Annotated in this window: 33 protein-coding genes; 16 read left to right on the forward strand and 17 right to left on the reverse strand. The window is 54.2% G+C overall.

The genetic code is table 11. The annotated features are described in order from the left end of the window. Positions 1-182: 182 nt before the first annotated feature. Together elbB and mtgA are read left to right on the forward strand one after the other, a co-directional pair. Positions 183-836 carry an isoprenoid biosynthesis glyoxalase ElbB gene (gene elbB / locus AC0TOY_RS06005; RefSeq protein ID WP_061716459.1) on the forward strand — a complete coding sequence of 218 codons (654 nt, stop codon included), beginning with the start codon at positions 183-185 and terminating at the stop codon, positions 834-836. Further along, entirely contained in the window at positions 833-1,558 is a 726-nt protein-coding gene (gene mtgA, locus AC0TOY_RS06010) for a monofunctional biosynthetic peptidoglycan transglycosylase (protein WP_148770237.1), read from the forward strand. Before elbB ends, mtgA begins: the two co-directional genes overlap by 4 nt. A gap of 39 nt (positions 1,559-1,597) precedes the next feature. Here the strand turns inward: mtgA and npr are convergent, their stop codons facing one another. From npr to AC0TOY_RS06065, 11 genes are all read right to left on the reverse strand, one after another. After that, a complete protein-coding gene (gene npr / locus AC0TOY_RS06015; protein WP_003861872.1) occupies positions 1,598-1,870 on the reverse strand; it encodes a PTS phosphocarrier protein NPr in 273 nt (90 codons plus the stop codon). Continuing rightward, on the reverse strand, positions 1,867-2,721 hold the full coding sequence (gene rapZ, locus AC0TOY_RS06020) for an RNase adapter RapZ (protein ID WP_014885397.1): 855 nt from the start codon (positions 2,719-2,721) through the stop codon (positions 1,867-1,869). The genes npr and rapZ overlap by 4 nt, the downstream gene beginning before the upstream one ends. Positions 2,722-2,766: 45 nt before the next feature. Next, entirely contained in the window at positions 2,767-3,258 is a 492-nt protein-coding gene (gene ptsN, locus AC0TOY_RS06025; protein ID WP_008501443.1) for a PTS IIA-like nitrogen regulatory protein PtsN, read from the reverse strand. 82 nt (positions 3,259-3,340) lie between these two features. Beyond that, positions 3,341-3,628, reverse strand: a complete 288-nt coding sequence (gene hpf, locus AC0TOY_RS06030) for a ribosome hibernation promoting factor (protein WP_008501444.1) — start codon at positions 3,626-3,628, stop codon at positions 3,341-3,343. A 22-nt stretch (positions 3,629-3,650) separates the two neighbouring features. Next, positions 3,651-5,084 (reverse strand): RNA polymerase factor sigma-54, encoded by a 1,434-nt coding sequence (gene rpoN / locus AC0TOY_RS06035; protein ID WP_032650397.1) that lies wholly within the window; start codon positions 5,082-5,084, stop codon positions 3,651-3,653. 47 nt (positions 5,085-5,131) lie between these two features. After that, positions 5,132-5,857 carry an LPS export ABC transporter ATP-binding protein gene (lptB, locus tag AC0TOY_RS06040; protein ID WP_025756692.1) on the reverse strand — a complete coding sequence of 242 codons (726 nt, stop codon included), beginning with the start codon at positions 5,855-5,857 and terminating at the stop codon, positions 5,132-5,134. 6 nt (positions 5,858-5,863) lie between these two features. After that, the gene (gene lptA / locus AC0TOY_RS06045; protein ID WP_024906352.1) at positions 5,864-6,418 is read right to left on the reverse strand and encodes a lipopolysaccharide ABC transporter substrate-binding protein LptA; all 555 of its coding nucleotides are present in this window, start codon (positions 6,416-6,418) and stop codon (positions 5,864-5,866) included. Then, positions 6,387-6,962, reverse strand: a complete 576-nt coding sequence (gene lptC, locus AC0TOY_RS06050; RefSeq protein WP_024906353.1) for an LPS export ABC transporter periplasmic protein LptC — start codon at positions 6,960-6,962, stop codon at positions 6,387-6,389. The genes lptA and lptC overlap by 32 nt, the downstream gene beginning before the upstream one ends. Then, positions 6,959-7,525: a 3-deoxy-manno-octulosonate-8-phosphatase KdsC gene (kdsC, locus tag AC0TOY_RS06055; protein ID WP_023309356.1), complete on the reverse strand. Its 567-nt coding sequence runs from the start codon at positions 7,523-7,525 to the stop codon at positions 6,959-6,961. The genes lptC and kdsC overlap by 4 nt, the downstream gene beginning before the upstream one ends. A gap of 14 nt (positions 7,526-7,539) precedes the next feature. After that, on the reverse strand, positions 7,540-8,526 hold the full coding sequence (gene kdsD / locus AC0TOY_RS06060) for an arabinose-5-phosphate isomerase KdsD (protein WP_008501450.1): 987 nt from the start codon (positions 8,524-8,526) through the stop codon (positions 7,540-7,542). Between the two features lie 12 nt (positions 8,527-8,538). After that, positions 8,539-9,516 carry a calcium/sodium antiporter gene (locus AC0TOY_RS06065; RefSeq protein WP_023309354.1) on the reverse strand — a complete coding sequence of 326 codons (978 nt, stop codon included), beginning with the start codon at positions 9,514-9,516 and terminating at the stop codon, positions 8,539-8,541. Positions 9,517-9,743: 227 nt separating this feature from the next. On the opposite strand from AC0TOY_RS06065, the gene mlaF reads away from it, so the two are divergent. The 7 genes from mlaF (at position 9,744) to murA (ending at position 14,537) form a co-directional block, all read left to right on the forward strand. Next, entirely contained in the window at positions 9,744-10,556 is an 813-nt protein-coding gene (gene mlaF / locus AC0TOY_RS06070; RefSeq protein WP_024906354.1) for a phospholipid ABC transporter ATP-binding protein MlaF, read from the forward strand. 7 nt (positions 10,557-10,563) lie between these two features. Beyond that, complete coding sequence (gene mlaE, locus AC0TOY_RS06075; RefSeq protein WP_010436044.1) at positions 10,564-11,346, forward strand: lipid asymmetry maintenance ABC transporter permease subunit MlaE; 783 nt, start codon at positions 10,564-10,566, stop codon at positions 11,344-11,346. Positions 11,347-11,350: 4 nt separating this feature from the next. Beyond that, positions 11,351-11,899, forward strand: coding sequence for an outer membrane lipid asymmetry maintenance protein MlaD (gene mlaD, locus AC0TOY_RS06080; RefSeq protein WP_024906355.1), 549 nt, complete (start codon positions 11,351-11,353; stop codon positions 11,897-11,899). 18 nt (positions 11,900-11,917) lie between these two features. Beyond that, the gene (mlaC, locus tag AC0TOY_RS06085; RefSeq protein WP_148770239.1) at positions 11,918-12,553 is read left to right on the forward strand and encodes a phospholipid-binding protein MlaC; all 636 of its coding nucleotides are present in this window, start codon (positions 11,918-11,920) and stop codon (positions 12,551-12,553) included. Then, complete coding sequence (gene mlaB / locus AC0TOY_RS06090) at positions 12,553-12,846, forward strand: lipid asymmetry maintenance protein MlaB (protein ID WP_024906357.1); 294 nt, start codon at positions 12,553-12,555, stop codon at positions 12,844-12,846. Before mlaC ends, mlaB begins: the two co-directional genes overlap by 1 nt. 126 nt (positions 12,847-12,972) lie before the next feature. Further along, positions 12,973-13,227, forward strand: a complete 255-nt coding sequence (gene ibaG, locus AC0TOY_RS06095) for a BolA family iron metabolism protein IbaG (protein WP_008501458.1) — start codon at positions 12,973-12,975, stop codon at positions 13,225-13,227. A gap of 50 nt (positions 13,228-13,277) precedes the next feature. Then, positions 13,278-14,537, forward strand: a complete 1,260-nt coding sequence (gene murA, locus AC0TOY_RS06100) for a UDP-N-acetylglucosamine 1-carboxyvinyltransferase (protein ID WP_024906358.1) — start codon at positions 13,278-13,280, stop codon at positions 14,535-14,537. Positions 14,538-14,597: 60 nt separating this feature from the next. On the opposite strand, the gene sfsB is transcribed toward murA, so the two are convergent. Both sfsB and ispB read right to left on the reverse strand, forming a co-directional pair. Beyond that, the gene (gene sfsB / locus AC0TOY_RS06105; RefSeq protein ID WP_024906359.1) at positions 14,598-14,885 is read right to left on the reverse strand and encodes a DNA-binding transcriptional regulator SfsB; all 288 of its coding nucleotides are present in this window, start codon (positions 14,883-14,885) and stop codon (positions 14,598-14,600) included. Positions 14,886-15,115: 230 nt separating this feature from the next. Further along, complete coding sequence (gene ispB, locus AC0TOY_RS06110; protein WP_024906360.1) at positions 15,116-16,087, reverse strand: octaprenyl diphosphate synthase; 972 nt, start codon at positions 16,085-16,087, stop codon at positions 15,116-15,118. Between the two features lie 257 nt (positions 16,088-16,344). Here ispB and rplU point away from each other — a divergent pair, with 257 nt between their 5' ends. The 4 genes from rplU to cgtA all read left to right on the forward strand — a co-directional run bounded on the left by rplU (position 16,345) and on the right by cgtA (position 19,186). Continuing rightward, positions 16,345-16,656 carry a 50S ribosomal protein L21 gene (gene rplU / locus AC0TOY_RS06115; RefSeq protein WP_003025032.1) on the forward strand — a complete coding sequence of 104 codons (312 nt, stop codon included), beginning with the start codon at positions 16,345-16,347 and terminating at the stop codon, positions 16,654-16,656. Positions 16,657-16,675: 19 nt separating this feature from the next. Further along, positions 16,676-16,933 carry a 50S ribosomal protein L27 gene (gene rpmA, locus AC0TOY_RS06120; RefSeq protein ID WP_004385076.1) on the forward strand — a complete coding sequence of 86 codons (258 nt, stop codon included), beginning with the start codon at positions 16,676-16,678 and terminating at the stop codon, positions 16,931-16,933. Positions 16,934-17,029: 96 nt separating this feature from the next. Continuing rightward, positions 17,030-17,995 (forward strand): DMT family transporter, encoded by a 966-nt coding sequence (locus AC0TOY_RS06125; RefSeq protein ID WP_014833443.1) that lies wholly within the window; start codon positions 17,030-17,032, stop codon positions 17,993-17,995. A 15-nt stretch (positions 17,996-18,010) separates the two neighbouring features. Then, positions 18,011-19,186 carry an Obg family GTPase CgtA gene (cgtA, locus tag AC0TOY_RS06130; RefSeq protein ID WP_023333597.1) on the forward strand — a complete coding sequence of 392 codons (1,176 nt, stop codon included), beginning with the start codon at positions 18,011-18,013 and terminating at the stop codon, positions 19,184-19,186. Between the two features lie 34 nt (positions 19,187-19,220). Here cgtA and pmrB read toward each other — a convergent pair whose 3' ends face one another. The 3 genes from pmrB to dacB are packed head-to-tail and all read right to left on the reverse strand — an operon-like array spanning position 19,221 to position 22,359. Continuing rightward, positions 19,221-20,264, reverse strand: a complete 1,044-nt coding sequence (pmrB, locus tag AC0TOY_RS06135; RefSeq protein WP_024906361.1) for a two-component system sensor histidine kinase PmrB — start codon at positions 20,262-20,264, stop codon at positions 19,221-19,223. Then, on the reverse strand, positions 20,261-20,923 hold the full coding sequence (pmrA, locus tag AC0TOY_RS06140) for a two-component system response regulator PmrA (protein ID WP_024906362.1): 663 nt from the start codon (positions 20,921-20,923) through the stop codon (positions 20,261-20,263). Before pmrA ends, pmrB begins: the two co-directional genes overlap by 4 nt. Before the next feature lie 2 nt (positions 20,924-20,925). Beyond that, positions 20,926-22,359, reverse strand: coding sequence for a serine-type D-Ala-D-Ala carboxypeptidase (gene dacB, locus AC0TOY_RS06145; RefSeq protein ID WP_061716417.1), 1,434 nt, complete (start codon positions 22,357-22,359; stop codon positions 20,926-20,928). Between the two features lie 228 nt (positions 22,360-22,587). Here dacB and greA point away from each other — a divergent pair, with 228 nt between their 5' ends. Beyond that, on the forward strand, positions 22,588-23,064 hold the full coding sequence (gene greA, locus AC0TOY_RS06150; RefSeq protein WP_014171793.1) for a transcription elongation factor GreA: 477 nt from the start codon (positions 22,588-22,590) through the stop codon (positions 23,062-23,064). Positions 23,065-23,215: 151 nt separating this feature from the next. Here greA and yhbY read toward each other — a convergent pair whose 3' ends face one another. Next, entirely contained in the window at positions 23,216-23,509 is a 294-nt protein-coding gene (gene yhbY, locus AC0TOY_RS06155; protein WP_003861814.1) for a ribosome assembly RNA-binding protein YhbY, read from the reverse strand. Between the two features lie 127 nt (positions 23,510-23,636). On the opposite strand from yhbY, the gene rlmE reads away from it, so the two are divergent. Together rlmE and ftsH are read left to right on the forward strand one after the other, a co-directional pair. Next, positions 23,637-24,263, forward strand: a complete 627-nt coding sequence (gene rlmE / locus AC0TOY_RS06160) for a 23S rRNA (uridine(2552)-2'-O)-methyltransferase RlmE (protein ID WP_003861812.1) — start codon at positions 23,637-23,639, stop codon at positions 24,261-24,263. A gap of 102 nt (positions 24,264-24,365) precedes the next feature. After that, positions 24,366-26,300, forward strand: a complete 1,935-nt coding sequence (gene ftsH / locus AC0TOY_RS06165) for an ATP-dependent zinc metalloprotease FtsH (protein ID WP_010436002.1) — start codon at positions 24,366-24,368, stop codon at positions 26,298-26,300. The last annotated feature ends 9 nt before the right edge of the window (positions 26,301-26,309 follow it).

The raw sequence follows: 26,309 nt of genomic DNA on the forward strand, positions 1-26,309 counted from the left end.
TGGCTGCGCCTGTTTTTAAACGTTATTTTCGAAAGGGCGCTGCCTGAAAAATTTAGGCCGCACGCAGATAAGATAGCAAATCTTAAATGGTTTGTTACATGAATCAGTGAAATGTGTGAAGCATAGCGTTTTAATCAAAATTATTAATGTGCTTCAGCAAGTTGCAGAAAAGGATTGTCATGATGAAAAAGATTGGTGTCGTGCTGAGCGGATGCGGTGTTTACGATGGTTCTGAGATACATGAAGCCGTAATCACACTGCTGGCCCTGGCTAAGCAGGGAGCAGAGGTGATTTGTTTTGCGCCAGACAAAAATCAGGCGGATGTGATTAACCATCTGACCGGTGAGCCGATGGTGGAAACCCGTAATGTACTGATTGAAGCCGCGCGTATTGCGCGAGGTGATATCCATCCTCTTATTCAGGCAGACCCTACAGAGCTTGATGCCCTCATTGTGCCGGGTGGGTTTGGCGCGGCCAAAAATCTCAGTACCTTTGCTGCGCAGGGCGCGGAGTGTCAGATCGATCCTCATCTGAAAGCGCTGTCGCAGGCCATGCATGCGGCAGGAAAGCCGCTGGGCTTTATCTGTATCGCACCCGCGATGTTGCCTAAGATTTTTGATTTCCCGCTGCGCCTGACTATCGGGACGGATATCGATACCGCAGAGATCGTCGAGGAAATGGGGGGCGAACACGTTCCGTGCCCGGTAGATGACATTGTGGTTGATGAAGATAACAAAATTGTCACCACGCCTGCGTATATGCTGGCGAAGAATATTGCAGAAGCGGCTATGGGGATCGAAAAGCTGGTCGCCCGCGTGCTGGTGTTGGCTGAATGAGTCGTCAATCCGGTGCTGGCGCGTGGGTAAAACGTACCCTGTTGCGCATCGTTCTGGTGCTGGCGGTGTTTTGGGGTGGTGGACTCGCCCTGTTCAGCATTATGCCAGTCCCGTTCTCTGCCGTGATGGTTGAGCGCCAGCTCGGCGCGTGGCTCAGCGGCGATTTCAGCTATGTTGCCCACTCTGACTGGGTAAGCATGGACGAGATCTCGCCTTTCATGGGGCTGGCGGTCATCGCGGCGGAGGACCAGAAATTCCCGGAGCACTGGGGGTTCGACGTGGCGGCCATTGAGAAGGCGCTGGCCCATAACGAACGCCATGAAAACCGCGTGCGCGGTGCCTCAACGTTGTCGCAGCAGACGGCCAAAAATCTGTTTCTGTGGGACGGCCGCAGCTGGGTGCGAAAGGGGCTGGAAGCGGGGTTGACCCTGGGGATGGAAACGGTCTGGAGCAAAAAGCGCATTCTGACCGTCTATCTCAACGTCGCTGAATTTGGCGACGGTATTTTTGGCGTGGAAGCTGCCGCGCAGCGTTATTTCAATAAGCCAGCCAGCCGTCTGAGCATGTCAGAAGCAGCACTTCTGGCCGCTGTCTTACCGAATCCCATCCGCTTTAAAGCCAGTGCCCCATCAGGGTACGTGCGAAGCCGTCAGGCGTGGATCCTACGCCAGATGAATCAGCTGGGTGGAGAGGGTTTTATGCAGCGTAATAATCTTATGTAGGGCGGGTAAGCGCAGCGCCACCCGCCGAAGGGGCGAACGTTAGTCTTCGTCAAAGCCGGCGTTAAACAGGGCAATCACCGCCGCCAGCGCTTCCTCTTCCTGAGGTCCGGTGGCTTCGACTTCAATCTGGCGGCCTTTGGCGGAATCCAGCATTAGCAGGGCGATCACGCTGTTCGCTTCCGCTTCGGTACCTTCGTCATTCCGCAGCAGAACCTCTGCATCGAAACCCTGCATCAGCTCAAACAGTTTCATCGCCGGGCGGGCGTGCATACCCAGCTTATTGGTGATCTCAACGGTTTGTTTTACGGTCATGTTTTACGTTTTTCCAGCGTGCGATGACGGGACTGAACGTTCTTCCCGCGCGAGCGGAAATAGTCGGCCAGCTGTTCGGCGATATAAACCGAACGATGTTTACCGCCGGTACAGCCAATCGCCACCGTCAGGTAGCTACGATTGTTTGTCTCCAGCATAGGTAACCATAGCTCAAGGTAGCTTCGCGTCTGGTAGATAAAATTGTGAACTTCTGTGTGCCGGTCGAGGAAGGCCGCGACGGGTTTATCCAGACCGGTCATGGGACGCAGCTTCGGATCCCAGTGCGGGTTAGGCAGGAAGCGCACGTCGAAAACGTAATCCGCATCAATCGGAATACCGTGCTTAAATCCGAAGGATTCGAACACCATCGTCAGCTCACGCTCGCGTTTACCCAACAACCGGGTACGCAGCATTTCCGCCAGCTCGTGAACGGACATCTCAGAGGTGTCGACAATCAGGTCGGCACGAGAGCGCAGCGGCTCCAGGAGGTCGCTCTCTTCATCGATCGCGCTCTCCAGAGAGAGGTTCTTACTGGAAAGCGGGTGCAAGCGACGGGTATCGCTGTAGCGGCGGATCAGCGTATTGCGGTCTGCATCAAGGAAAAGCAGCTGAGGCGAAAACGCATCAGGCAGGTTGCTCATGGCCTGCTCGAAGATCTCTGGCGATTCAGGCATGTTACGGACGTCGATGCTGACGGCGGCAGAGGTTTGTCTCTCCGCAAGCGTGCGGGCCAGGTCGGGCAATAACACGACCGGCAGGTTATCGACGCAGTAAAAACCCATGTCTTCCAGCGCGCGCAGAGCAACGGATTTCCCCGACCCTGAACGGCCACTGACAATCATCAGCACCATGTTCCGTTTCTCCTCAGGACAACAGATGTGAAGGCCATCTCCTGGTTATGCATCATCCTGATTGCCTTCTGCTTCAGTGATAATTTGATAGAGCTCTTCATCACTTTGAGCCGAGCGCAGTCGACGGCAAATGGTTTTGTCAGCCAGACGCTTGGCGACCAGCGACAGCGTATGCAGATGGGTTTTCGTCTGGTCAGCAGGCACCAGCAGCGCGAAGAGGAGATCGACGGGCTGGTTATCAATGGCATCGAAGGCGATGGGTGTTTCAAGTTGCACAAACACACCGACGGCACGCAGGGTATCCTCTTCCAGTTTGCCATGCGGGATCGCGATGCCGTTGCCGATACCGGTACTGCCCATCTTTTCACGGGTCAGAATCGCTTCGAACACCACCTGCGGCGGCAGGCCCAGCTGTTTTGCGGCCAGTTCACTGATGATCTCCAGCGCACGTTTTTTGCTCTGGCAGTGAACCGCACTGCGGGTACATTCCTGGTTAAGGACATTGCTCAGTTGAAGAGCGGAATCGTTGTTCATCATAATTTCACCTAAGCGCTAACTGTACAAATGGCCTGTTGTGTTTCACAACAGGCCGTCCTGCACCCGTTAACTGCCCGGACAATTAGTGTTGTTTCAGTTTATCTTTATGTTTATTGAGCTGTCGCGCAAGCTTATCAATTAAGCCGTCGATAGCAGCGTACATGTCTTGCCCTTCCGCACTGGCATGCAGTTCACCCCCGTTAACATGCAGGGTGGCATCCGAGATATGAGTCACTTTCTCCACTTTCAACACAATATAGACCTGATTGATCCTTTCGAAATACTGCTCGAGTTTTGCAAACTTCGCGTTCACAAAGTCGCGTAAAGCCTCAGTAATTTCGACGTTTTGTCCAGTGATGTTGAGCTGCATAGTGTCTTCCTTATCGGTTGTGTCAGACCAGCTGTTTACGCTGGTTGGACGGCGGAATGGATAAAGACTCTCGATACTTCGCAACAGTACGACGTGCCACCATAATACCCTGATCGGACAGCATGGTGGTTAACTTACTGTCGCTTAGTGGCTTCGCGGGATTCTCCGCGGCGATCAACTTCTTCACCAGGGCACGAATGGCCGTTGACGACGCTTCACCGCCGCCCTCGGTATTTACATGGCTGGAGAAGAAATACTTAAGCTCAAAAATACCGCGTGGACTGTGCAGATACTTCTGCGTGGTGACACGGGAAATGGTTGATTCATGCATTTCGACGGCCTGGGCGATATCCGCCAGTACCATCGGTTTCATATACTCTTCGCCCTGCTCAAAGAAGGCCTGCTGCTGTTCGACAATACAGCGGCTGACGCGTAGCAGCGTATCATTTCGGCTCTCCAGACTTTTGATCAGCCATCGCGCTTCCTGCAAATTGCTACGAATATATTGATTGTCGGAGTCGTTACGCACGCTGGTGCACATGGAGGCATACTGCTGGTTGATTTGCAGGCGAGGGATGCTGTCTGAATTCAGTTCAACGACCCAGCGGCCATTGTGTTTTCTGACCAGCACATCCGGGATGACGTACTCGGGCTCGCTGGTCTGGATCGACTGTCCCGGGCGCGGATCGAGCGACTGGATCAGATTCACCGCTTCTTTCAGCACTTCTTCCTTCAGGCGCGTGACGCGCATCAGGGAGCGGAAATCGTGGTTCGCCAGCAGATCCAGATGATCGCTGATGATTAAGCGCGCCTCGTCGAGCCACGGCGTCTCTTTGCTGAACTGAGAAAGCTGGATCAGCAGGCAGTCGCGCAGATCTTTTGCGGCCACGCCTACCGGATCGAAACGCTGGATGCGCTTCAGAACGGCTTCAACTTCCTCAAGCTCTATCTCGTCGTCGCCCATGCTTTCCAGAATATCGTCCAGCGTGACGGTCAAATAGCCGGTGTCGTCAACGGCATCGACAATTGAGGTGGCAATCGCGCGGTCGGTATCGGAGAAGGGAGTGAGCTCCACCTGCCACATCAGGTAATCCTGCAGTGACTGGGTGGTTTCGCCCTGATAGACCGGTAGCTCATCATCCTGGTAGTCTGCACGCGTACCGGAAGGGGTTCCGGCGGTGTAGATTTCATCCCAGCTGGCATCCAGCGGAAGCTCGTCCGGCATCTCTTTTTGTTCGAGTGCATCCGCGGTGTCGAGCGCTTCTGTATCCTGCGATTGCTGGGTATCTACCTCGTCATGAAGATCGGTTTGTTCCAGTAGGGGGTTGCTGTCCAGCGCCTGCTGGAGCTCCTGCTGAAGTTCTAACGTGGACAGTTGCAACAGGCGAATTGCCTGCTGTAGCTGCGGCGTCATCGCCAGTTGTTGGCTGAGCCTTAATTGCAAACCTTGCTTCATGTTCAGAGCATTTTTCTCCGGTTCGGCGTTACGTTACCTCTACCCTATCAGAGTCTGAAGTCTTCCCCAAGATAGACGCGCTTAACATGATCGTCTTCGAGGATCTGCTGTGGCGTACCGTGGGCGATCAGATTGCCCTGGCTCACAATATACGCGCGTTCACACACGGCCAGCGTTTCACGGACGTTGTGGTCGGTGATCAGTACGCCAAGCCCGCTGTCACGCAGGTGTTCAATGATACGTTTAATGTCGATAACCGAGATTGGGTCAACGCCCGCAAACGGTTCATCCAGAAGGATAAACTTCGGGTTTGCGGCCAGCGCACGGGCAATCTCAACACGACGGCGTTCGCCCCCGGAGAGAGCCTGACCGAGGCTGTCGCGCAGATGCTCAATGTGGAACTCTTCCATCAGCTCGTTGGCACGATCCTGACGCTGTTCGCTGGTCAGATCGTTACGAATTTGTAGGACCGCCATCAGGTTATCGTAAACGCTAAGACGACGGAAAATGGAGGCTTCCTGCGGCAGGTAGCCGATCCCGCGACGTGCGCGTGCGTGCAGCGGCAGAAGACTGATGTCTTCATCGTCAATGACAATGTTGCCGGCATCGCGCGGCACAATGCCAACGACCATGTAGAAAGTGGTGGTTTTACCCGCACCGTTAGGGCCAAGCAGCCCTACAATTTCGCCGGAGTTGACGGTCAGACTGACATCTTCTACGACACGGCGGCCCTTATAGGCCTTCGCGAGATTTTTTGCAGTTAATGTTGCCATAACGAATTAGTTACTCTTCTTCTGTGCCGGGGCCTGGCCTTTGCCTTTGTCCTGCAGCTGCGACGGAACCAGTACGGTGGTGACGCGTTTGCCTTTCTCGCTGGAGGCCTGCATTTTTTGCTCTTTTACCAGATAGGTAATCTGGTCGCCGGTAATGTTGCTGTCCAGCTGTTCCAGGTACGCATTACCGGTCAGGATGACCAGGTCCTTCGCCAGCTCATAGTGCATGTGCGTAGCGTGACCTTTCACCGGCTTGCCGTTGTCCTGCATCTGATAGAAGGTGGCCGGGTTACCGTAACCATCAATGATCTCTTTGCCCTGCTCGCCACCCGGACGGGTCACGACCACTTTGTCGGCGTTGATTTTGATGGTGCCCTGAGTCATGACGACGTTACCCGTGAAGGTGACGACGTTGCCCTGCATATCGAGAGACTGGGTATCGGACTCGATATGGATCGGTTGGTCGGTATCGCCCGTTACAGCAAGCGCGGGGAGACTGGTCGCCAGCATCGCGCTGGCGATAATTACTTTAAGGCTGAGTTTGTTTGTTTTGAATTTCATAGGAGGTTCTAACCTTTTCAATCAGCTCGGCGTTTTTGCTGCGTAAGTTCCCGCGCATTCTCAAACCGCTGGAATTAAATGTTGTGCCATACAGTGTGACCAGATCCTGCGACGTCACGTCCTGGGTTACCAGGTTGATCTGGGCATTATCCGTCGTAATTTTTCGTAGCTGCGAGTCAGCGGTCAGGGCGTTGACTTCAACGTGGCCATACAGATAAAGCATACGGTCATTTGTCAGTTTTGCCCGATCTGACTTAATTGACCACGTCGGCACTTTGTCCTTATCAAATGTGGTCATGACAGGTTGGGTAAACCACGAAATACCATCATCTGAAAAATATTCAACATGCTGGGCAATCAGGCGATAGTTCAGCGCGCCTTCAGGGCTGTAGACCACGGTGTCGCTGTGATCGCTTTTATAGGTTGGATCGTTATTGTTGATCACTTCCGTTTGCGTATCGTCGCGATCGGCAAGGTTCACGCCAATCAATACCAGTGCGACAAGCGAAAGCAAAATGATAATCCAACGTCTGGTTTTACTCATATCGATTGCCCTTTGGCCTCATCAAGCTTGCCCTGCGCCAGCAGGAGCAGATCGCAGACTTCACGTACGGCACCGCGGCCCCCGTTGATGTGGGTAACGTAGTCAGCGCGCGGGATCAGCAGCGGATGCGCATCGGCAACGGCGATGCTAAGCCCAACTTCAGCCATCACGGGCCAGTCAATCAGATCGTCCCCGACGTAGGCCACGTTTTCCGGTGCGATAGCCAGTTTACCCAGTAAATCCTTAAACGCCGCCATCTTATCGGATTGCCCCTGATACAGATGGGTAATGCCTAAGGTTTCACAGCGGTCTTCTACCAGTTTAGCTTTTCGCCCGGTGATGATAGCCACCTCAATACCTGAGGTGAGCGCACAGCGGATACCGTAGCCGTCGCGAACGTTAAACGCTTTCAGCTCTTCACCATTATTGCCCATGTAAATCAGGCCGTCGGAGAGTACCCCATCCACATCCAGGATGAGCAGACGAATGTTTTCCGCCTTTGCCATCATCTGGGTACTGACCGGACCATAACAGGTTGCAAGGGATGCACCCGCATTACTCATTGTCTTATCCTTCATTACACTACGCCTGCGCGCAGCAGATCATGCATATGTACCACACCCAGCAACTGGTCGCCATCGGCAACCATAACGGAGGTGATATGGCGGGACTGCATCAGGTTCAGCACATCCACGGCCAGCGTACCCGGACGCACGCGGATACCGCCTGGCGTCATCACGTCGGCAATGCCGAGCGTGCGGACATCGACACCCATGTCGAACACGCGACGCAGGTCGCCATCGGTGAAGATCCCCTGAATTTTCATCAGATCGTCGCACACGACCGTCATCCCCAGATTCTTGCGGGTGATTTCCAGCAGCGCATCACGCAGGGAGGCTTCTTTACTGACGTGAGGGATCTCATCCCCGGTGTGCATAATATCGTTTACCCGAAGCAGCAGCTTGCGCCCCAGCGCACCGCCCGGGTGGGAAAGCGCGAAATCTTCCGGCGTAAAACCACGGGCTTCGAGCAGCGCGACGGCAAGCGCATCACCCATGACCAGCGCGGCGGTGGTGCTGGACGTCGGCGCCAGGCCGAGCGGACAGGCCTCCTTGGGCACTTTCACGCACAGGTGAATGTCTGCCGCCCGCGCCATGCTGCTTTCCGGACGGCTGGTCATGCAAATAAGCGGCACCTGCAGGCGCTTCAGTACCGGAATCAACGCCAGGATCTCATTGGACTCACCGGAGTTGGACAGCGCGATGACGATATCCTGCGGCGTGACCATACCCAGATCGCCGTGCGCGGCTTCCCCCGGGTGCACAAAGAAGGACGAGGTGCCGGTACTGGCAAACGTTGCCGCCATTTTGCGTCCAATGTGGCCGGACTTACCCATCCCCATCACCACGACTTTGCCGGCACAGTAGAATATCTTCTCACATGCCAGACTAAAATCCTGATTAATGTACTGATCTAACTGCGCCAGACCTTCACGTTCAATCTCCAGAACGTCTTTGCCTGCTTTCTGAAAGTCAAAACCCGGCTGCAATTCTATTTGCGACATAATGCGTTTCCGTTACCCAGAGAGAAGAGGCGAGAGCCAGTACAGCATCGCCATCCATACGATAAATCCACCCGTCAGCAGCGCGCCTGCGCCTTTGCCGATCTGTCGTTGCCGCCGCCAGCAGAGCAGGGCAAATATCACGCTGACCAATAACATCACGCCGTAGTCGCGTGAGAACGCCAGGGGATTAAAGGGCCCTGGCGTAATCAGGGCCGGCAGCCCCATCACAATGGCGATATTAAATATGTTGGAACCGATGATATTACCAATGGCAATGTCATCCTCACCTTTGCGTGCCCCCGCAATGGCCGTAGCCAGCTCCGGCAGGCTGGTACCGATGGCAATCACCGTCAGGCCAATGGTCAGTTCACTGATGGCGAAATAGTTCGCCAGCACCGTCGCGTTATCCACGACCATACGCGTTGCCATCGGCATGATGATCAGCGCAACGCCAAGCCACAGCAGGGCAACAGGCAGCGTGCCTTCTCGCGGAAGTTCGGCGACCTGCTCACGCGTGAGGCTATCCTGGCCCTGCTTTTCAGCCAGACGGGCGATTTTAACACTATAGAGCAGCCAAATAACGGCCAGCGCCAGCAAGAAAATGCCGTCGCTGTAGCTCAGTACACCATCGTAAAATACGCACCCTGCCAGCAGACTTACGATTAACATTAGCGGCAATTCACGGCGCAGAACATCAGAATGCACGCGAAATGGATGGAGCAGTGCCGCCAGGCCTAAAATCAAGAGTATATTGACGATGTTAGAGCCAATCGCAGTGCCGACTGCCAGGTCTAACTGGCCATGCAGCGATGCCGAGACAGAGACGATGATTTCAGGAAGTGACGTTCCAACACTGACCACGGTCATCCCGATGACGACAGGCGGTACGCCCGTCAGGCGACACAGGATAGATGCAGCAAACACTAAACGGTCAGCACTGTAGACCACCAAAAGTAAACCAATTATTAACAGTGCTGTTGCTAAAAGCATCAAAAGTCCTTTCTTCAGGTATACTCGTCGGTCCATCGCGCGGAAATGGCTGGACTGCATACAGTCTGAGGCGTAACGAATTCCTAATTTTGACTTTATGCGCCGGAAAAGTAAAACAAATGCCAGCTTTCGCTAACCTCAACGGCTATTATTCTGTAAAAATGCGGAGTTGAGGGCTGATTCAGGCAGCATGCCTTAATGTGAGCAGGGTAATAAAGGAACCATAAATGAGCCAAACGATGGCGAATTTAGTCGATGTTCGCGGTGTGAGTTTTTCTCGCGCCAACAGATTGATATTTGATGATATTTCGTTGACCGTACCGCGTGGCAAGATCACTGCCATCATGGGGCCGTCCGGGATCGGTAAAACGACCCTGTTGCGCCTTATTGGTGGGCAGATCCCACCGGATAGCGGTGAAATTCTCTTTGATGGCGAAAACATCCCGGAGATGTCACGCTCGCGCCTGTATACTGTCCGCAAACGCATGAGCATGCTCTTTCAGTCTGGAGCCTTGTTCACCGACATGAATGTCTTTGATAACGTGGCCTATCCGCTGCGCGAGCATACCAGCTTGCCGCCTGAACTGCTGAAAAGCACGGTGATGATGAAGCTTGAAGCCGTCGGTTTGCGGGGCGCCGCGAAACTGATGCCTTCAGAGCTATCCGGGGGGATGGCGCGCCGCGCCGCGCTGGCGCGAGCCATTGCACTCGAACCTGATTTAATCATGTTTGACGAACCGTTCGTTGGACAGGATCCCATCACGATGGGCGTGCTGGTGAAGCTCATCTCTGAACTGAACAGTGCGCTTGGCGTCACCTGCATTGTGGTATCTCACGATGTACCGGAAGTATTGAGCATTGCCGATTACGCCTATATCGTGGCGGACAAAAAGATCGTCGCGCACGGTAGCGCCCAGGCGCTGCAGGAGAATTGCGATCCGCGCGTGCGGCAGTTCCTCGACGGTATTGCCGATGGCCCTGTGCCGTTCCGCTACCCGGCGGGCGACTATCGTGACGATTTACTGGGAATAGGGAGTTAAGCCACTCATGCTGTTAAATGCGTTGGCCGCTCTCGGACACCGTGGCATAAAAACCATCAGGACGTTCGGGCGTGCCGGATTGATGTTATTCAACGCGCTGGTCGGCAAGCCGGAATTCCGTAAGCACGCACCGCTGCTGGTGCGGCAGCTTTATAATGTCGGCGTGCTGTCGATGCTCATCATCATTGTCTCCGGTCTTTTTATCGGTATGGTGCTTGGGCTACAGGGCTATCTTGTTCTGACAACCTACAGTGCGGAAACCAGCCTCGGGATGCTGGTGGCGCTCTCGCTGCTGCGAGAACTGGGGCCGGTTGTGGCGGCGCTGTTGTTCGCCGGGCGTGCGGGGTCGGCATTAACGGCAGAAATTGGCCTGATGCGTGCGACCGAGCAGCTCTCCAGCATGGAGATGATGGCGGTCGATCCGCTACGTCGCGTGATCTCGCCGCGTTTCTGGGCTGGGGTGATCTCTTTACCGTTACTGACTATTCTGTTTGTCGCCGTGGGTATCTGGGGCGGTTCGCTGGTTGGCGTGCACTGGAAAGGCATTGACGCCGGTTTCTTCTGGTCCGCGATGCAGGACGCCATTGACCTGCGAATGGATCTGGTTAACTGCCTGATTAAAAGCGTGGTATTTGCCATTACGGTCACGTGGATTGCATTGTTCAATGGTTACGATGCCATCCCGACGTCGGCGGGCATTAGCCGTGCAACTACACGTACCGTCGTACATTCGTCGCTGGCCGTACTGGGTCTGGATTTTGTGCTCACCGCACTGATGTTTGGGAATTGAGTTCATGCAAACGAGAAAAAATGAAATTTGGGTCGGTGTATTCCTGCTTCTGGCGCTGCTGGCCGCGCTGTTCATCTGCCTGAGAGCGGCGGATATTACGTCTGTGCGCACCGAGCCGACGTATCGCATCTATGCCACCTTCGATAACATCGGCGGGCTGAAGGCGCGTTCACCGGTCCGTATTGGCGGCGTGGTGATCGGACGCGTAACGGACATTACGCTCGATGAGAAAACCTATCTGCCACGCGTCGCGATGGATATCGAAGAGCGTTATAACCATATCCCGGACACCAGTTCCCTTTCTATCCGTACTTCCGGCCTGCTGGGTGAACAATATCTGGCGCTTAACGTCGGTTTTGAAGACCCCGAGCTGGGAACGACTATCCTTAAAGACGGTAGCGTCATTCAGGATACGAAATCCGCGATGGTTCTGGAGGATATGATTGGTCAGTTCCTTTACAACAGCAAAGGGGATGAGAAAAAATCCGATGCAGCCCCTGCGCAGAGCGAAGAGCATACCGACGCCGCACCGACACCTGGTGCTGCGAATTAATTTCAGGAGAAGTCATTCATGTTTAAACGACTGTTAATGGTTGCCATGCTGGTCATCGCCCCTCTTACCGCTGCCCACGCTGCGGATCAGAGTAACCCGTACAAACTGATGGACGAAGCGGCGAAGAAGACCTTTGACCGCCTTACAAACGAACAGCCTAAAATTCGTGCTAATCCTGATTATCTGCGTGAAGTCGTTGACCAGGAACTGCTGCCGTATGTGCAGATAAAATATGCGGGTGCGCTGGTACTGGGCCGTTATTACAAAGACGCGACCCCTGCGCAGCGTGAGGCCTACTTTGCCGCGTTCCGTGAATACCTGAAACAGGCTTATGGCCAGGCGCTGGCGATGTACCACGGTCAGACCTATCAGATTGCGCCTGAGCAGCCGCTGGGTGATGCGACCATCGTGCCTATCCGCGTAACGATCAACGATCCTAACGGCCGTCCGCCGGTTCGTCTGGATTTCCAGTGGCGTAAAAACAGCCAGACCGGCCACTGGCAGGCGTATGACATGATCGCCGAAGGCGTAAGCATGATCACCACCAAACAGAACGAGTGGAGTGACCTGCTGCGCACCAAGGGGATTGATGGCCTGACCGCGCAGCTGCAGTCCATTGCTCGTCAGAAAATCACGCTGGACGAGAAGAAGTAATGTCACAGCAACTCAGCTGGTCGCGTGAAGGCGAGACATTAAAGCTGTCCGGTGAGCTGGATCAGGATCTGCTGAACCCCTTATGGGATAAACGCCATGAGGCTATGCAGGGCGTGACGCTTATCGACTTAACCGACATCACACGGGTCGATACGGCAGGCGTTGCGCTGCTTGCCCATCTGGTTGCGGTAGGGAAAAAGCAGGGGGCGAGCGTCACGCTTCGCGGCGCGAGCGATAATGTCGTTACCCTGGCGCAGCTCTACAATCTGCCTCAGGACGTATTGCCTCGTTAATATTTTCAGTGCGTTACTTCCGAAAGCCCTGACAGTTTCATCGTCGGGGCTTTTTGCTTGTTTAAGACGACGCCACTTTGCTCTAAGATGTTGGGCTTGTTTTCACTATCAGATGATTAAGAACCCATGGAAAATCATGAAATCCAGACAGTGCTGATGAATGCACTCTCCCTTCAGGAAGCCCACGTCACTGGCGATGGCAGTCACTTCCAGGTTATTGCTGTGGGTGAGATGTTCGACGGTATGAGCCGTGTGAAGAAACAGCAGGCTGTGTACGCGCCGCTGATGGAATATATTGCGGATAACCGCATCCACGCCCTGTCGATTAAAGCGTTCACCCCGCAAGAGTGGGCACGCGATCGCAAACTAAACGGTTTTTGAGCTGAGGGCGACAGGCCCGCAGCACGGTTGAATTTATAAGAGAGCACACAATGGATAAATTTCGTGTACAGGGGCCAACGCGTCTCCAGGGCGAAGTCACAATTTCTGGCGCGAAAAACGCCGCGCTGCCAATCCTCTTTGCTGCGCTGCTCGCGGAAGAGCCGGTAGAAATTCAGAACGTACCGAAGCTGAAAGATATCGATACCACCATGAAGCTGCTCACCCAGTTGGGCACGAAAGTCGAGCGTAACGGTTCCGTCTGGATTGACGCCAGCAAGGTGAACAACTTCTCTGCCCCTTACGATCTGGTGAAAACCATGCGTGCATCCATCTGGGCGCTTGGCCCACTGGTGGCGCGTTTTGGTCAGGGTCAGGTCTCTCTGCCGGGCGGCTGCGCTATCGGTGCGCGTCCGGTTGACCTGCACATCTTTGGTCTGGAAAAACTGGGCGCAGAGATCAAGCTGGAAGAAGGTTACGTCAAAGCGTCCGTCAATGGTCGTCTGAAAGGCGCGCACATTGTCATGGACAAAGTGAGCGTGGGCGCAACGGTGACCATTATGTCTGCGGCGACGCTGGCAGAAGGGACCACTATCATCGAAAACGCCGCGCGCGAACCGGAAATTGTGGATACCGCCAACTTCCTCGTGGCGCTGGGTGCGAAGATCACCGGTCAGGGTACCGACCGTATCACCATCGAAGGCGTTGAGCGTCTGGGCGGTGGTGTTTATCGCGTTCTGCCGGACCGTATCGAAACCGGTACCTTCCTGGTCGCTGCCGCGATCTCTGGCGGTAAGATTGTTTGTCGCAACGCGCAGCCCGATACCCTGGATGCGGTGCTGGCGAAACTGCGCGATGCGGGTGCGGATATCGAAATCGGTGAAGACTGGATCAGCCTTGATATGCACGGCCAGCGTCCAAAAGCGGTCAATGTGCGGACGGCACCGCATCCGGCGTTCCCAACGGACATGCAGGCGCAGTTCACCCTGTTGAACCTGGTCGCCGAAGGTACTGGCTTCATCACAGAAACCATTTTCGAAAACCGCTTTATGCACGTACCGGAGCTGATCCGTATGGGTGCGCATGCTGAGATCGAAAGTAATACCGTGATTTGCCATGGCGTTGAGAAACTGTCAGGTGCTCAGGTGATGGCAACCGATCTGCGTGCGTCTGCAAGCCTGGTGCTGGCGGGTTGTATCGCGGAAGGCACAACGATCGTGGATCGTATTTATCACATCGATCGTGGTTATGAGCGTATCGAAGATAAACTGCGCGCGCTGGGTGCCAATATCGAGCGTGTGAAGGGCGAGTAATCGTTCCGGCAGCCCCCTGCCAGCAATGACCGGGGGGTTGCTGTTCCTGTCAAAAACGCATTACTTCTGCGGTTCTCTTTTTGCCTTTCTCTGGCGAATCATGCGCGTTCTGTCGATAAATTCATGGGTGATGGGATCGTGGTAGCGCGAAGGCCAAATCACCCACGGATGCGTATCCAGCGCCGTCGCGATGATTAATTCTCCCTTGGGCCAGGGGCGGGTGAGGGCGTTTGCCAGAGTTGAAGAACTCAGTCCATGGCGGCGGGACTCTGCTGCCAGTGAAGTGCCTCTTTTGCGCAGTGCGGCAATAATATCAGCCGTGTGCCAGTCGATAAATTTCGTATCCATAACGCCGTCCTTAAGTTCGGATTCACCTACGCCGTTTCTTCTGAAACGACGGGGTTAATATACCCATTTCAAGCTTTTGTTCTAAAAAGTTCGCGTTACTTGAAGGGATATTCAGAATAAGACATGGCTTTATTCATGCGGTCTCTAAACCGATGAATTTACAGGAATACGTAATTTACAGGATTTTTCTGGAATCCCCCCGCCATGGTCGCGGGGAGAAACAAGGAGGGTTAACGGTCGCGCTGAACGGCGATGTGGGCAAGACCAATCAATGCCTCGCGCCACGGGCTGTCGGGAATGACCTGGAGAGCTTCGATGGCTTTGTCGGCTTCTTCTTCCGCACGCTGCCGCGTCCATTCCAGCGATCCGCAGATAGCCATGGTTTCCAGCACAGGTTCCAGAAGATGGCGGCCATTTCCCTGCTCAATCGCTTCACGGATCATTTTCGCCTGATCGGCTGTTCCGTTACGCATGGCATGGAGCAGCGGCAGGGTCGGTTTGCCTTCGTTCAGGTCATCGCCAACGTTTTTGCCGAGCGTCTCGCCGTCCGCACTGTAGTCCAGCAAATCATCAATCAGCTGGAATGCCGTACCCAGATAGCGACCATAGTCCTGCAGGCCTTTTTCCTGTGCTTCGGTACAGTCAGCCAGAATGCCGGAACACTGGGCCGCCGCTTCAAACAGGCGCGCGGTTTTGCTGTAGATCACGCGCATGTAGTTTTCTTCGGTGATGTCCGGGTCGTTGACGTTCATCAGCTGCAGCACTTCGCCTTCAGCAATGACGTTTACGGCTTCGGACATCACTTCCAGCACTTTCAGGGAGCCCAGACTGGTCATCATCTGGAAGGCGCGGGTGTAGATAAAGTCCCCCACCAGTACGCTGGCTGCGTTCCCGAACGCGGCGTTAGCCGTGGCTTTGCCACGACGCATATCCGATTCATCCACCACATCGTCGTGCAGAAGCGTCGCCGTGTGGATAAATTCGATGAGCGCTGCGATAGTGATGTGGGCATTTCCCTGATAACCAACGGCTCTGGCAGCCAGAATGGCGATCATCGGACGAATGCGTTTACCACCGCCGCTGACAATGTAATAGCCCAACTGATTGATCAGCTGGACGTCAGAGTTGAGTTGCTCCAGGATTGCTGCATTCACACCCGCCATATCTTGCGCGGTTAACTCGTTGATTTTTTCTAAATTCATCGCAAAAGCCGGGCTTTTTATCCTGTTGATCCCATCTTCAATGGGGTAACGAAGGGTTTCGGTTTATCAATAGTAGTGCTGATTGTACTGAAAAAACGGCTCAGATAAACGTTACCGTACGTGTTGTGTTTTTTTTCTTCATGTATTGACGGTAGCACTTGTCAAAGGCTCGCGTTTTGCGTAATATTCGCGCCCTATTGTGAATATTTATAGCGCACTCTGAATCATACGAGGATGTGCGCGGAAGCGGAGTTTATATGTACGCGGTTTTCCAAAGTGGTGGTAAACAACACCGAGTAAGCGAAGGTCAGACCGTTCGCCTGGAAAAGCTGGACATCGCAACTGGCGAATCTGTTGAGTTCGCAGAAGTTCTGATGATCGCAAACGGTGAAGAAGTCAAAATCGGCGTTCCTTTCGTTGATGGCGGCGTTATCAAAGCTGAAGTTGTTGCACACGGTCGTGGCGAGAAAGTTAAAATCGTTAAGTTTCGTCGTCGTAAGCACTACCGTAAGCAGCAGGGCCACCGTCAGTGGTTCACTGATGTGAAAATTACTGGCATCAGCGCCTAAGACCTGAGGAGAGATTTAAATGGCACATAAAAAGGCTGGCGGCTCCACACGTAACGGTCGCGATTCAGAAGCTAAACGCCTGGGCGTTAAGCGTTTCGGTGGCGAATCCGTTCTGGCGGGTAGCATCATCGTTCGTCAACGTGGTACCAAATTCCACGCTGGCAACAACGTAGGTTGCGGTCGTGACCACACTCTGTTTGCTAAAGCAGACGGTAAAGTGAAATTTGAAGTTAAAGGCCCGAACAACCGTAAATACATCAGCATCGTTGCTGAGTAAGGTTTTCTCGGTCCGGTAACGGATTAAAGCCCCGCACCCTGTTGCGGGGCTTTTTACATTGGAAACCCGGTAATTTTTTCTGTAGGGAAAACGGGCATGAAGCAGCAGGCCGGCATAGGAATTCTTTTGGCGCTCACCACCGCAATGTGCTGGGGTGCGCTGCCAATTGCAATGAAGCAGGTGCTGGAAGTGATGGAGCCGCCTACGGTGGTCTTTTATCGCTTTCTGATGGCAAGCATCGGCCTCGGGGCGATTCTGGCCGTCAAAGGTAAGCTTCCACCCTTGCGGCTCTTCCGTAAACCGCGCTGGCTGGTGCTGCTGGCTATCGCGACGGGCGGTTTGTTCGGTAACTTCATCCTGTTCAGCTCTTCCCTGCAATATCTCAGCCCCACGGCGTCGCAGGTGATTGGTCAGCTTTCACCGGTGGGCATGATGGTCGCCAGCGTCTTTATCCTCAAGGAGAAGATGCGCGGTACGCAGATTATCGGGGCGAGCATGCTGCTGTGCGGTCTGGTGATGTTCTTCAACACCAGTCTGATAGAGATTTTTACCCGCCTGACGGATTACACATGGGGTGTCATTTTCGGTGTGGGGGCAGCAACGGTCTGGGTGAGCTATGGCGTCGCACAAAAGGTGTTATTGCGTCGACTTGCCTCACAGCAGATCCTCTTTTTGCTGTACACTTTGTGTACAATAGCATTGCTGCCATTAGCGAAGCCGGGTGTGATTACTCAGCTTAGCGACTGGCAACTGGCGTGCCTCATTTTTTGTGGGCTGAACACGCTGGTCGGTTATGGCGCGCTTGCCGAAGCGATGGCGCGCTGGCAGGCAGCACAGGTGAGCGCGTTAATTACGCTTACTCCGCTGTTTACGCTGTTATTTTCAGATTTGTTATCAATGGCCTGGCCCGATGTCTTCGTCAGACCGATGCTCAACCTGTTGGGCTATCTCGGTGCGTTTGTCGTGGTTGCGGGCGCGATGTATTCCGCCATTGGTCATCGTCTTTGGGGACGTTGGCGCAAAAATGAAGCGGTTGTAGTAGTCCCCCGCTCAGGCGAATGAGTTACGGAGAGTAAAATGAAGTTTGTTGATGAAGCGACGATCCTGGTCGTGGCTGGTGATGGCGGCAACGGTTGCGTGAGCTTCCGCCGTGAAAAGTATATCCCTCGTGGCGGCCCTGATGGCGGCGACGGTGGGGATGGTGGTGACGTGTGGCTGGAGGCGGATGAGAACCTCAACACGCTGATCGACTACCGTTTCGAAAAATCCTTCCGCGCTGAACGTGGCCAGAACGGCCAGAGCCGTGACTGTACCGGGAAACGCGGTAAAGACGTCACCATTAAGGTTCCGGTCGGTACGCGTGTGATTGACCAGGGAACCGGTGAAACCATGGGTGACATGACCAAACACGGTCAGCGCCTGATGGTAGCGAAAGGCGGCTGGCACGGTCTGGGTAACAGCCGTTTCAAATCTTCCGTTAACCGTACGCCGCGTCAGAAAACGATGGGTACCCCGGGCGATAAGCGCGACCTGCAGCTGGAGCTGATGCTTCTGGCTGACGTGGGCATGCTGGGTATGCCAAACGCCGGTAAATCAACGTTCATTCGTGCCGTCTCTGCGGCGAAACCGAAAGTGGCGGACTATCCGTTTACCACGCTGGTGCCAAGCCTGGGCGTTGTCCGCATGGATAACGAGAAGAGCTTTGTGGTTGCCGATATTCCGGGTCTGATTGAAGGCGCTGCGGAAGGCGCGGGACTGGGTATTCGCTTCCTGAAACACCTTGAGCGTTGCCGCGTACTGCTGCACCTCATTGATATCGATCCTATCGATGGTTCCGATCCGGTTGAAAACGCCCGCATCATCATCGGTGAGCTGGAAAAATACAGCGAAAAACTGGCGAATAAACCACGCTGGCTGGTCTTCAACAAGATCGACCTGATGGACAAAGCCGAAGCGGAAGCAAAAGCGAAAGCCATTGCCGAAGCGATGGGTTGGGAAGATAAATACTACCTGATCTCTGCGGCAAGCCAGGTTGGCGTGAAAGATCTGTGCTGGGATGTGATGACCTTCATCATCGAGAACCCAATCGTTCAGGCGGAAGAAGCCAAACAGCCTGAAAAAGTCGAATTCATGTGGGATGACTACCACCGCCAGCAGCTCGAAGAGCTGGAAGCGGAAGAAGACGATGAAGACTGGGACGATGACTGGGATGAAGACGACGAAGAAGGCGTCGAGTTCATCTACAAGCACTAATATCTGTCCAAAGCCCCCATTATGGGGGCTTTTTTTATTCCAGCGTCGCAGGCAGCCAGCAGCTGGCGATTAAACCGCCTTCAGCGCCATTCTCAAGCGTTAGCCTGCCGTGGTGAAGCTGGACGATGCGCTGCACGATGCTCAGCCCCAGACCGCTGCCGCCGTAGCGCTGGTCAAGACGGCGGAATGGCTCGGTAATGGACTGCCGGTGCGCTTCATCAATCCCTGGGCCCTGATCGATAACGCTGATCTGCGTCCCCCCGTCGACCTCGGTTAACGTCACTGTAATCGTTGTCCCTGCCGGGCTGTAGCGTCCTGCATTTTCCAGCAGGTTGCGCAGCATCAGGCGCAGGAGCACGGCGTCTCCCTGAACCGTGAGCGCGCTTTTAGCGGGCCAAATTACCGTATGCTCTTTGGCTTCATGACCCAGGCCGAGAGGTTCAATGATATTTTCCGTCCAGCTTACGGTTTCGTAGTGGCCGCTCGCCATTGCCTGTCCGGCCCGGGCCAGCATCAGCAGCTGTTCGACGGTATGCATGAGCTGATCGATACGGCTAATCAGCGTTGCCGCCTGTGGCGCACCAGACTGCGACATCAGCTCCAGATGGAGCCGGATACCGGCAAGAGGCGTTCGAAGCTCGTGCGCGGCGTCTGCAGTGAAGAGACGCTCCTGTTGAATGGTATTGTCCAGCCGGGCGAGGAGCTGGTTCAGGGAAGTCGTCACCGCGCCGATCTCTTCCATGTCGGAATACATAGGAAGCGGGGTTAAGTTATCCGCCGAACGGTTAGCCAGGCTGACACGCAGTTTATTCAGGGGCCGGGTGATCCAGGTGACCGCCCAGAAGGAGAAGAGCAGGGTAAAACCGACCATCACCAGAGAAGGGACCAGCAGCGAGGCAATCGCCTCGCGGATCTCTTTCTCGACATGGTTATTACGCGCTTTTGCTGACAGCGTTTCACTGACCAGGAAACTAATCTGCTCACGGCTTTCATGCCACAGCCAGATGACGCTTATCAGCTGGAAAAATAACAGAATGACCGCCAGCAGCACCATCAAACGCCGACGCATGCTGTTCATTTCTGGCTCTCCAGGCGATAGCCAACGCCACGGACGGTTTTGATTCTGTCCTTGCCAAGCTTACGACGCAGGTTGTGAATGTGGACTTCAAGGGTATTTGACCCCGGATCGTCCTGCCAGGAGTAGATATCCTGCTGGAGCGTTTCTCTGTGCACAGTTTGCCCGCTGCGCATGATCAGACGCGTAAGCAAGGCGAACTCTTTTGGTGTTACCTCGACCGCCTGATCCTGGCGCAGTACCTGCTGGGTTTGCAGATTCAGCGTAATATCGCCGTCGGTCAGTAAGTTATCACTATGTCCCTGATAGCGGCGAATCAACGCTCGCACCCGAGCCTGCAGCTCCGCAAGCGCAAAAGGCTTCACCAGGTAATCATCTGCGCCTGCATCGAGGCCGGTGATACGGTCTTCAATGGCATCACGTGCCGTCAGGATCAATACCGGGTTGGCGATGCCGCGACGTCGCCACTGGCTGAGCAGCGTAGCGCCGTCTTTATCAGGCAAGCCCAAATCGAGGATCACCAGACTGTATTCGCCGCTCTGAATCAGGGCGTCTGCCTCCGCTGCGGTGCCGGCACAGTCGAGGGCATACCCTTCATTGGCCAGCCCCAGCGCCAGCCCTTCCTGCAATAACAGATCGTCTTCAACTATAAGTAGTTTCATCGCTAGTTATTCTGGTAGATGTCCTTATAAAGCCTGCTTTCGAAGCGAACAAGCGGAATACGACGATTGCGCTGGTCGGTCGGTTCGACGGCATAGCCGGAAAGATACTGCACGAATGCCATGCGTTGTCCGCTGGCGGTAGTGATGAAGCCTGCAAGGTTGTAAACCCCCTGCAGTGAGCCTGTTTTAGCGGATACTTTGCCATCCACACCGGCAGCGTGAAGCCCGGCGCGGTACTGCAGTGAACCGTCATGCCCGGCCAGCGGCAGCATTGAAATAAAGTTTAGCTCAGTGTCATGCTGTGCAATGTACTGAAGCACCTGCATCATCGTGGCCGGAGAGATCAAATTATGGCGCGATAGTCCGGAGCCATCGACAGCGATGGTATTACCCAGTTCGATCCCCGCCTGCTGGCGCAGGATCTGCCGAACCGCGTCTGAACCCGCGCGCCAGGTTCCCGGCACGCCGAAACGGGCGTGACCAATCATGCGAAACACCGTATCGGCAATCATGTTGTCCGACTTTTTCAGCATAATTCGCAATAAATCGTGCAGCGGTGGAGACTGTTTGCTGGCGATGACCGTACCGGGCTGGTTGACCTGCGTCTGACGAAGCAGCGTGCCCGAGTAGGTTATTCCCGCTTGTTTCAGTTCATCTTTCAGGATGGCGCCCGCATAGCTTGCGCCATCCTGTATCGCAAAGGCCAGCGGCAGCGGATCGGCGCGCTGGGTCAGGCAGCCGGTCAGCGTGAAGCGGTTAAGATCGCCTGGCACGACGTCCAGCTCACAATATTGCGCATCCGGGGAGCCTTTCGCCAGCGTGCGGACCTGGCTAAACATCGTGACCGGGTAGTAGGACGCTATGCGGATAAACGCTAAATCATCCGGCTTTGGCGCGCTGTAAAGCGAAACCGAAAAGCAGTTACGGTCGACAATCGCGGCGGCGGGCGGGGCGCTAAAGCACTGGGTCATGTCGTTCCACGGCCAGCCTGGGGCTTTATCGTGGCTGGCAAAGATGGACGTGTCGATCAGCACATTGCCATCAATTTTCTGCACGCCAGATTTTTTCAGCACCGCAACCATATTGCGGATATCCTGGCGCTTAAAGGTCGGATCGCCGCCAAAACGGGCGATAAGATCGCCTTTCAGTTCGCCACCCTCAACGTTACCTTTGGTTTCAAGAGTGGTCGTAAAACGGAAGTCAGGCCCGAGCTGGAGCAGGGCGGCGAGGGCAGTGATCACCTTTTGGGTACTGGCAGGCAGCGCCATCTGTTGACTGTGAAAGTCAATCTCGGGAGCCTGTGCGCCAACCTTCTGCACCATCAGGGCAAGGTTCGCGCCTGCGGGGAGCTGATTAATGTACTCATCAACATTCGCGGCCTGGGCGGTGAACGTTATACTGGTAGTCAATCCGATGATAAATCTGGAAAATCGCATAATCTCGCGCTAACAACCCGAAAACAAACCGTCATACTACGGTGCATGGCACTGCAAAGTAAACGATGACCCATAGTGAACTTCGCGGTAAAATGCATATCAAATTGAAAAATTGCTGCTGACCTGGGGCATTGCTCCCGGGTCGGTTTTCTTTTTGCTTCTTGCCCGCTTAGGGGGGCAGGAGCAGGGAACACTGCTCCCAACAGGAATGTTTAAGAGGTATAACAAATGCAAGCTATTCCGATGACCTTACGTGGTGCCGAAAAACTGCGCGAAGAGCTGGATTTCCTGAAATCCGTGCGTCGTCCTGAAATCATCGCCGCTATCGCGGATGCGCGCGAGCATGGCGACCTGAAAGAGAATGCTGAATACCACGCCGCGCGTGAGCAGCAGGGCTTCTGTGAAGGGCGTATTAAAGATATCGAAGCAAAACTGTCCAATGCACAGGTTATCGACATCACCAAAATGCCTAACAACGGGCGTGTGATCTTTGGTTCTACCGTGACCGTGCTGAACCTGGACAACGACGAAGAGCAGACCTATCGCATCGTGGGTGATGATGAAGCTGATTTCAAACAGAACCTGATTTCGGTGAACTCGCCGATTGCTCGCGGCCTGATTGGCAAAGAGCAGGACGATGTTGTCACCATCCGCACCCCTGGCGGTGAAGTAGAATACGAAATTATTAAGGTTGAATACCTGTAATTCGCTTCTCTACTAAGATGTTGATACATTGTAAAGAAAAGAAAAAGGCCGCGTAGCGGCCTTTTATCAACTCAAGGAGCATGGCATTTTGCTCGCCTGCTGACAGAAATCCCTCGTTTCACACAGAAAATGTGTTTAATTCAGGATATCCTTAACGTGGCAGCGAGATTTTACGCTCTTTAGACGGGCGGTAGAGCACCAGCGTTTTACCGATGACCTGTACATTACAGGCGCCGGTTTCGCGCACGATGGCTTCCACGATCAGGTTTTTAGTGTCTCTGTCTTCAGAGGCGATTTTCACCTTGATCAGCTCGTGGTGTTCCAGCGCTTGTTCAATCTCGGCAAGCACCCCTTCGGTCAAACCATTGTTGCCAAGCATCACTACAGGCTTGAGCGGATGTGCCAGACCTTTAAGGTGCTGTTTTTGTTTAGTACTCAGATTCATCGTATATTTTTGCTTACGTTGGGATTGAAAACGGTTCATTCTACCGCCATCTCCCTTATATCGCCAAATAGCTGCGTAGAAATTTACGTCACAGGCAAGCAACGATGAACCAGGACGGAAATGTTAAATGACAGGTAAAAAGCGTTCTGCCAGCTCCAGCCGCTGGCTCCAGGAACACTTTAGCGATAAATATGTTCAACAGGCACAGAAAAAGGGGTTGCGTTCCCGTGCCTGGTTTAAACTTGATGAAATACAGCAAAGTGACAAACTTTTTAAGCCGGGGATGACGGTTGTTGACCTCGGTGCGGCACCTGGCGGATGGTCCCAGTATGCGGTCACGCAGATCGGCGGAACGGGCCGAATCATCGCGTGCGATCTTTTACCAATGGATCCCATCGTCGGTGTCGACTTCCTTCAGGGCGACTTTCGTGATGAATTAGTGCTGAAAGCGTTACTTGATCGTGTAGGTGACAGTAAGGTCCAGGTTGTCATGTCAGATATGGCACCAAATATGTGCGGAACACCGGCGGTGGATATCCCCCGCGCCATGTATCTGGTGGAGCTAGCGTTAGAAATGTGTCGTGATGTACTAGCGCCTGGTGGTAGTTTTGTTGTGAAGGTGTTTCAGGGCGAAGGTTTCGAGGAGTATCTTAAGGAAATTCGCTCCCTGTTTGCGAAGGTCAAAGTTCGTAAGCCGGACTCTTCCCGGGCCCGTTCCCGTGAAGTGTATATTGTAGCGACCGGGCGAAAATGATAACCGGGAGATTTCAGACGAAAGTTTGAATGAAACTGGATATAGAGTATCCTGACGCTGTTTTTAACACAGTTGTAATATGAGGTTAATCCCTTGAGTGACATGGCGAAAAACCTAATACTCTGGCTGGTCATTGCCGTTGTGCTGATGTCAGTATTCCAGAGCTTTGGGCCCAGCGAGTCGAATGGCCGCAAGGTGGATTATTCTACCTTCCTGCAGGAGGTCAATCAGGACCAGGTTCGCGAAGCGCGTATCAACGGACGTGAGATCAACGTTACCAAGAAAGATAGTAACCGTTACACGACTTACATCCCGGTGAACGATCCTAAGCTGCTTGATAACCTTCTGACCAAAAACGTCAAGGTAGTTGGCGAGCCGCCAGAAGAACCAAGCCTGCTGGCTTCTATCTTCATTTCCTGGTTCCCGATGCTGCTTCTTATCGGCGTCTGGATCTTCTTTATGCGCCAGATGCAGGGCGGCGGTGGCAAAGGTGCCATGTCGTTCGGTAAGAGCAAGGCGCGTATGTTAACGGAAGATCAGATCAAGACCACTTTTGCAGACGTTGCCGGGTGTGACGAAGCGAAAGAAGAGGTCGGCGAACTGGTTGAATACCTGCGTGAACCGAGCCGTTTCCAGAAGCTGGGCGGTAAGATCCCGAAAGGCGTGCTGATGGTTGGCCCTCCGGGTACCGGTAAAACCCTGCTGGCGAAAGCCATTGCGGGCGAAGCGAAGGTGCCGTTCTTTACTATTTCAGGTTCTGACTTCGTTGAAATGTTCGTGGGTGTCGGTGCATCTCGTGTGCGTGACATGTTCGAGCAGGCCAAGAAGGCAGCACCGTGCATTATCTTCATCGATGAAATCGACGCCGTAGGCCGCCAGCGTGGCGCAGGTCTGGGCGGTGGTCATGATGAACGTGAACAGACGCTGAACCAGATGCTGGTTGAGATGGACGGCTTCGAAGGTAACGAAGGTATCATCGTTATCGCGGCGACTAACCGTCCGGACGTACTTGACCCTGCGCTGCTGCGTCCAGGCCGTTTCGACCGTCAGGTTGTTGTGGGTCTGCCGGACGTTCGCGGTCGTGAACAGATTCTGAAAGTTCACATGCGTCGCGTACCGCTGGCACCAGATATCGACGCGGCAATCATTGCGCGCGGTACTCCTGGCTTCTCCGGTGCGGACCTGGCTAACCTGGTCAACGAAGCAGCTCTGTTTGCCGCTCGCGGTAACAAGCGCGTGGTGTCCATGGTGGAGTTCGAGAAAGCGAAAGACAAAATCATGATGGGTGCGGAACGTCGCTCCATGGTGATGACGGAAGCGCAGAAAGAGTCCACGGCATACCACGAAGCGGGTCACGCGATTATTGGTCGCCTCGTACCGGAACACGATCCGGTGCATAAAGTGACGATTATTCCGCGCGGTCGTGCGCTGGGTGTGACCTTCTTCCTGCCTGAAGGCGACGCGATCAGCGCCAGCCGTCAGAAACTGGAAAGTCAGATTTCTACCCTCTACGGTGGTCGCCTGGCAGAAGAGATTATCTACGGTGTGGAACATGTTTCTACCGGTGCGTCCAACGACATTAAAGTCGCGACCAACCTGGCGCGTAACATGGTGACGCAGTGGGGCTTCTCCGACAAACTCGGTCCGCTGCTGTATGCAGAGGAAGAGGGTGAAGTCTTCCTGGGCCGTTCTGTGGCGAAAGCGAAACATATGTCCGATGAGACGGCACGTATCATCGACCAGGAAGTAAAATCTCTGGTAGAGCGTAACTATGCACGTGCTCGCCAGATCCTGAACGACAATATGGACATCCTGCATTCGATGAAAGATGCGCTCATGAAGTATGAGACCATCGATGCACCGCAGATTGACGACCTGATGGCGCGCCGTGAAGTGCGTCCGCCAGCAGGCTGGGAAGACCCAGGCGCTTCCAATAATTCTGACAACAATGGCACCCCGCGTGCGCCGCGTCCGGTTGATGAACCGCGTACGCCAAACCCGGGCAACACCATGTCAGAACAGTTGGGCGATAAGTAAGTTACTGCT

The sequence above is a fragment of the Enterobacter sp. PL_is379 genome, assembly GCF_055817355.1.

Coding starts and splice junctions, on each gene's coding strand:
- mlaF (WP_024906354.1), top strand. CDS start 9,744: ATGAGCCAAACGATGGCGAATTTAGTCGATGTTCGCGGTGTGAGTTTT.
- hpf (WP_008501444.1), bottom strand. CDS start 3,628: ATGCAGCTCAACATCACTGGACAAAACGTCGAAATTACTGAGGCTTTA.
- rpmA (WP_004385076.1), top strand. CDS start 16,676: ATGGCACATAAAAAGGCTGGCGGCTCCACACGTAACGGTCGCGATTCA.
- greA (WP_014171793.1), top strand. CDS start 22,588: ATGCAAGCTATTCCGATGACCTTACGTGGTGCCGAAAAACTGCGCGAA.
- AC0TOY_RS06065 (WP_023309354.1), bottom strand. CDS start 9,516: ATGCTTTTAGCAACAGCACTGTTAATAATTGGTTTACTTTTGGTGGTC.
- mlaD (WP_024906355.1), top strand. CDS start 11,351: ATGCAAACGAGAAAAAATGAAATTTGGGTCGGTGTATTCCTGCTTCTG.
- murA (WP_024906358.1), top strand. CDS start 13,278: ATGGATAAATTTCGTGTACAGGGGCCAACGCGTCTCCAGGGCGAAGTC.
- cgtA (WP_023333597.1), top strand. CDS start 18,011: ATGAAGTTTGTTGATGAAGCGACGATCCTGGTCGTGGCTGGTGATGGC.
- ibaG (WP_008501458.1), top strand. CDS start 12,973: ATGGAAAATCATGAAATCCAGACAGTGCTGATGAATGCACTCTCCCTT.
- lptA (WP_024906352.1), bottom strand. CDS start 6,418: ATGAAATTCAAAACAAACAAACTCAGCCTTAAAGTAATTATCGCCAGC.
- mlaC (WP_148770239.1), top strand. CDS start 11,918: ATGTTTAAACGACTGTTAATGGTTGCCATGCTGGTCATCGCCCCTCTT.
- mlaE (WP_010436044.1), top strand. CDS start 10,564: ATGCTGTTAAATGCGTTGGCCGCTCTCGGACACCGTGGCATAAAAACC.
- mtgA (WP_148770237.1), top strand. CDS start 833: ATGAGTCGTCAATCCGGTGCTGGCGCGTGGGTAAAACGTACCCTGTTG.
- yhbY (WP_003861814.1), bottom strand. CDS start 23,509: ATGAATCTGAGTACTAAACAAAAACAGCACCTTAAAGGTCTGGCACAT.
- rlmE (WP_003861812.1), top strand. CDS start 23,637: ATGACAGGTAAAAAGCGTTCTGCCAGCTCCAGCCGCTGGCTCCAGGAA.
- rpoN (WP_032650397.1), bottom strand. CDS start 5,084: ATGAAGCAAGGTTTGCAATTAAGGCTCAGCCAACAACTGGCGATGACG.
- elbB (WP_061716459.1), top strand. CDS start 183: ATGAAAAAGATTGGTGTCGTGCTGAGCGGATGCGGTGTTTACGATGGT.
- kdsD (WP_008501450.1), bottom strand. CDS start 8,526: ATGTCGCAAATAGAATTGCAGCCGGGTTTTGACTTTCAGAAAGCAGGC.
- rapZ (WP_014885397.1), bottom strand. CDS start 2,721: ATGGTGCTGATGATTGTCAGTGGCCGTTCAGGGTCGGGGAAATCCGTT.
- kdsC (WP_023309356.1), bottom strand. CDS start 7,525: ATGAGTAATGCGGGTGCATCCCTTGCAACCTGTTATGGTCCGGTCAGT.
- ftsH (WP_010436002.1), top strand. CDS start 24,366: ATGGCGAAAAACCTAATACTCTGGCTGGTCATTGCCGTTGTGCTGATG.
- dacB (WP_061716417.1), bottom strand. CDS start 22,359: ATGCGATTTTCCAGATTTATCATCGGATTGACTACCAGTATAACGTTC.
- ispB (WP_024906360.1), bottom strand. CDS start 16,087: ATGAATTTAGAAAAAATCAACGAGTTAACCGCGCAAGATATGGCGGGT.
- pmrA (WP_024906362.1), bottom strand. CDS start 20,923: ATGAAACTACTTATAGTTGAAGACGATCTGTTATTGCAGGAAGGGCTG.
- ptsN (WP_008501443.1), bottom strand. CDS start 3,258: ATGATGAACAACGATTCCGCTCTTCAACTGAGCAATGTCCTTAACCAG.
- npr (WP_003861872.1), bottom strand. CDS start 1,870: ATGACCGTAAAACAAACCGTTGAGATCACCAATAAGCTGGGTATGCAC.
- lptC (WP_024906353.1), bottom strand. CDS start 6,962: ATGAGTAAAACCAGACGTTGGATTATCATTTTGCTTTCGCTTGTCGCA.
- lptB (WP_025756692.1), bottom strand. CDS start 5,857: ATGGCAACATTAACTGCAAAAAATCTCGCGAAGGCCTATAAGGGCCGC.
- pmrB (WP_024906361.1), bottom strand. CDS start 20,264: ATGAACAGCATGCGTCGGCGTTTGATGGTGCTGCTGGCGGTCATTCTG.
- sfsB (WP_024906359.1), bottom strand. CDS start 14,885: ATGGATACGAAATTTATCGACTGGCACACGGCTGATATTATTGCCGCA.
- mlaB (WP_024906357.1), top strand. CDS start 12,553: ATGTCACAGCAACTCAGCTGGTCGCGTGAAGGCGAGACATTAAAGCTG.
- AC0TOY_RS06125 (WP_014833443.1), top strand. CDS start 17,030: ATGAAGCAGCAGGCCGGCATAGGAATTCTTTTGGCGCTCACCACCGCA.
- rplU (WP_003025032.1), top strand. CDS start 16,345: ATGTACGCGGTTTTCCAAAGTGGTGGTAAACAACACCGAGTAAGCGAA.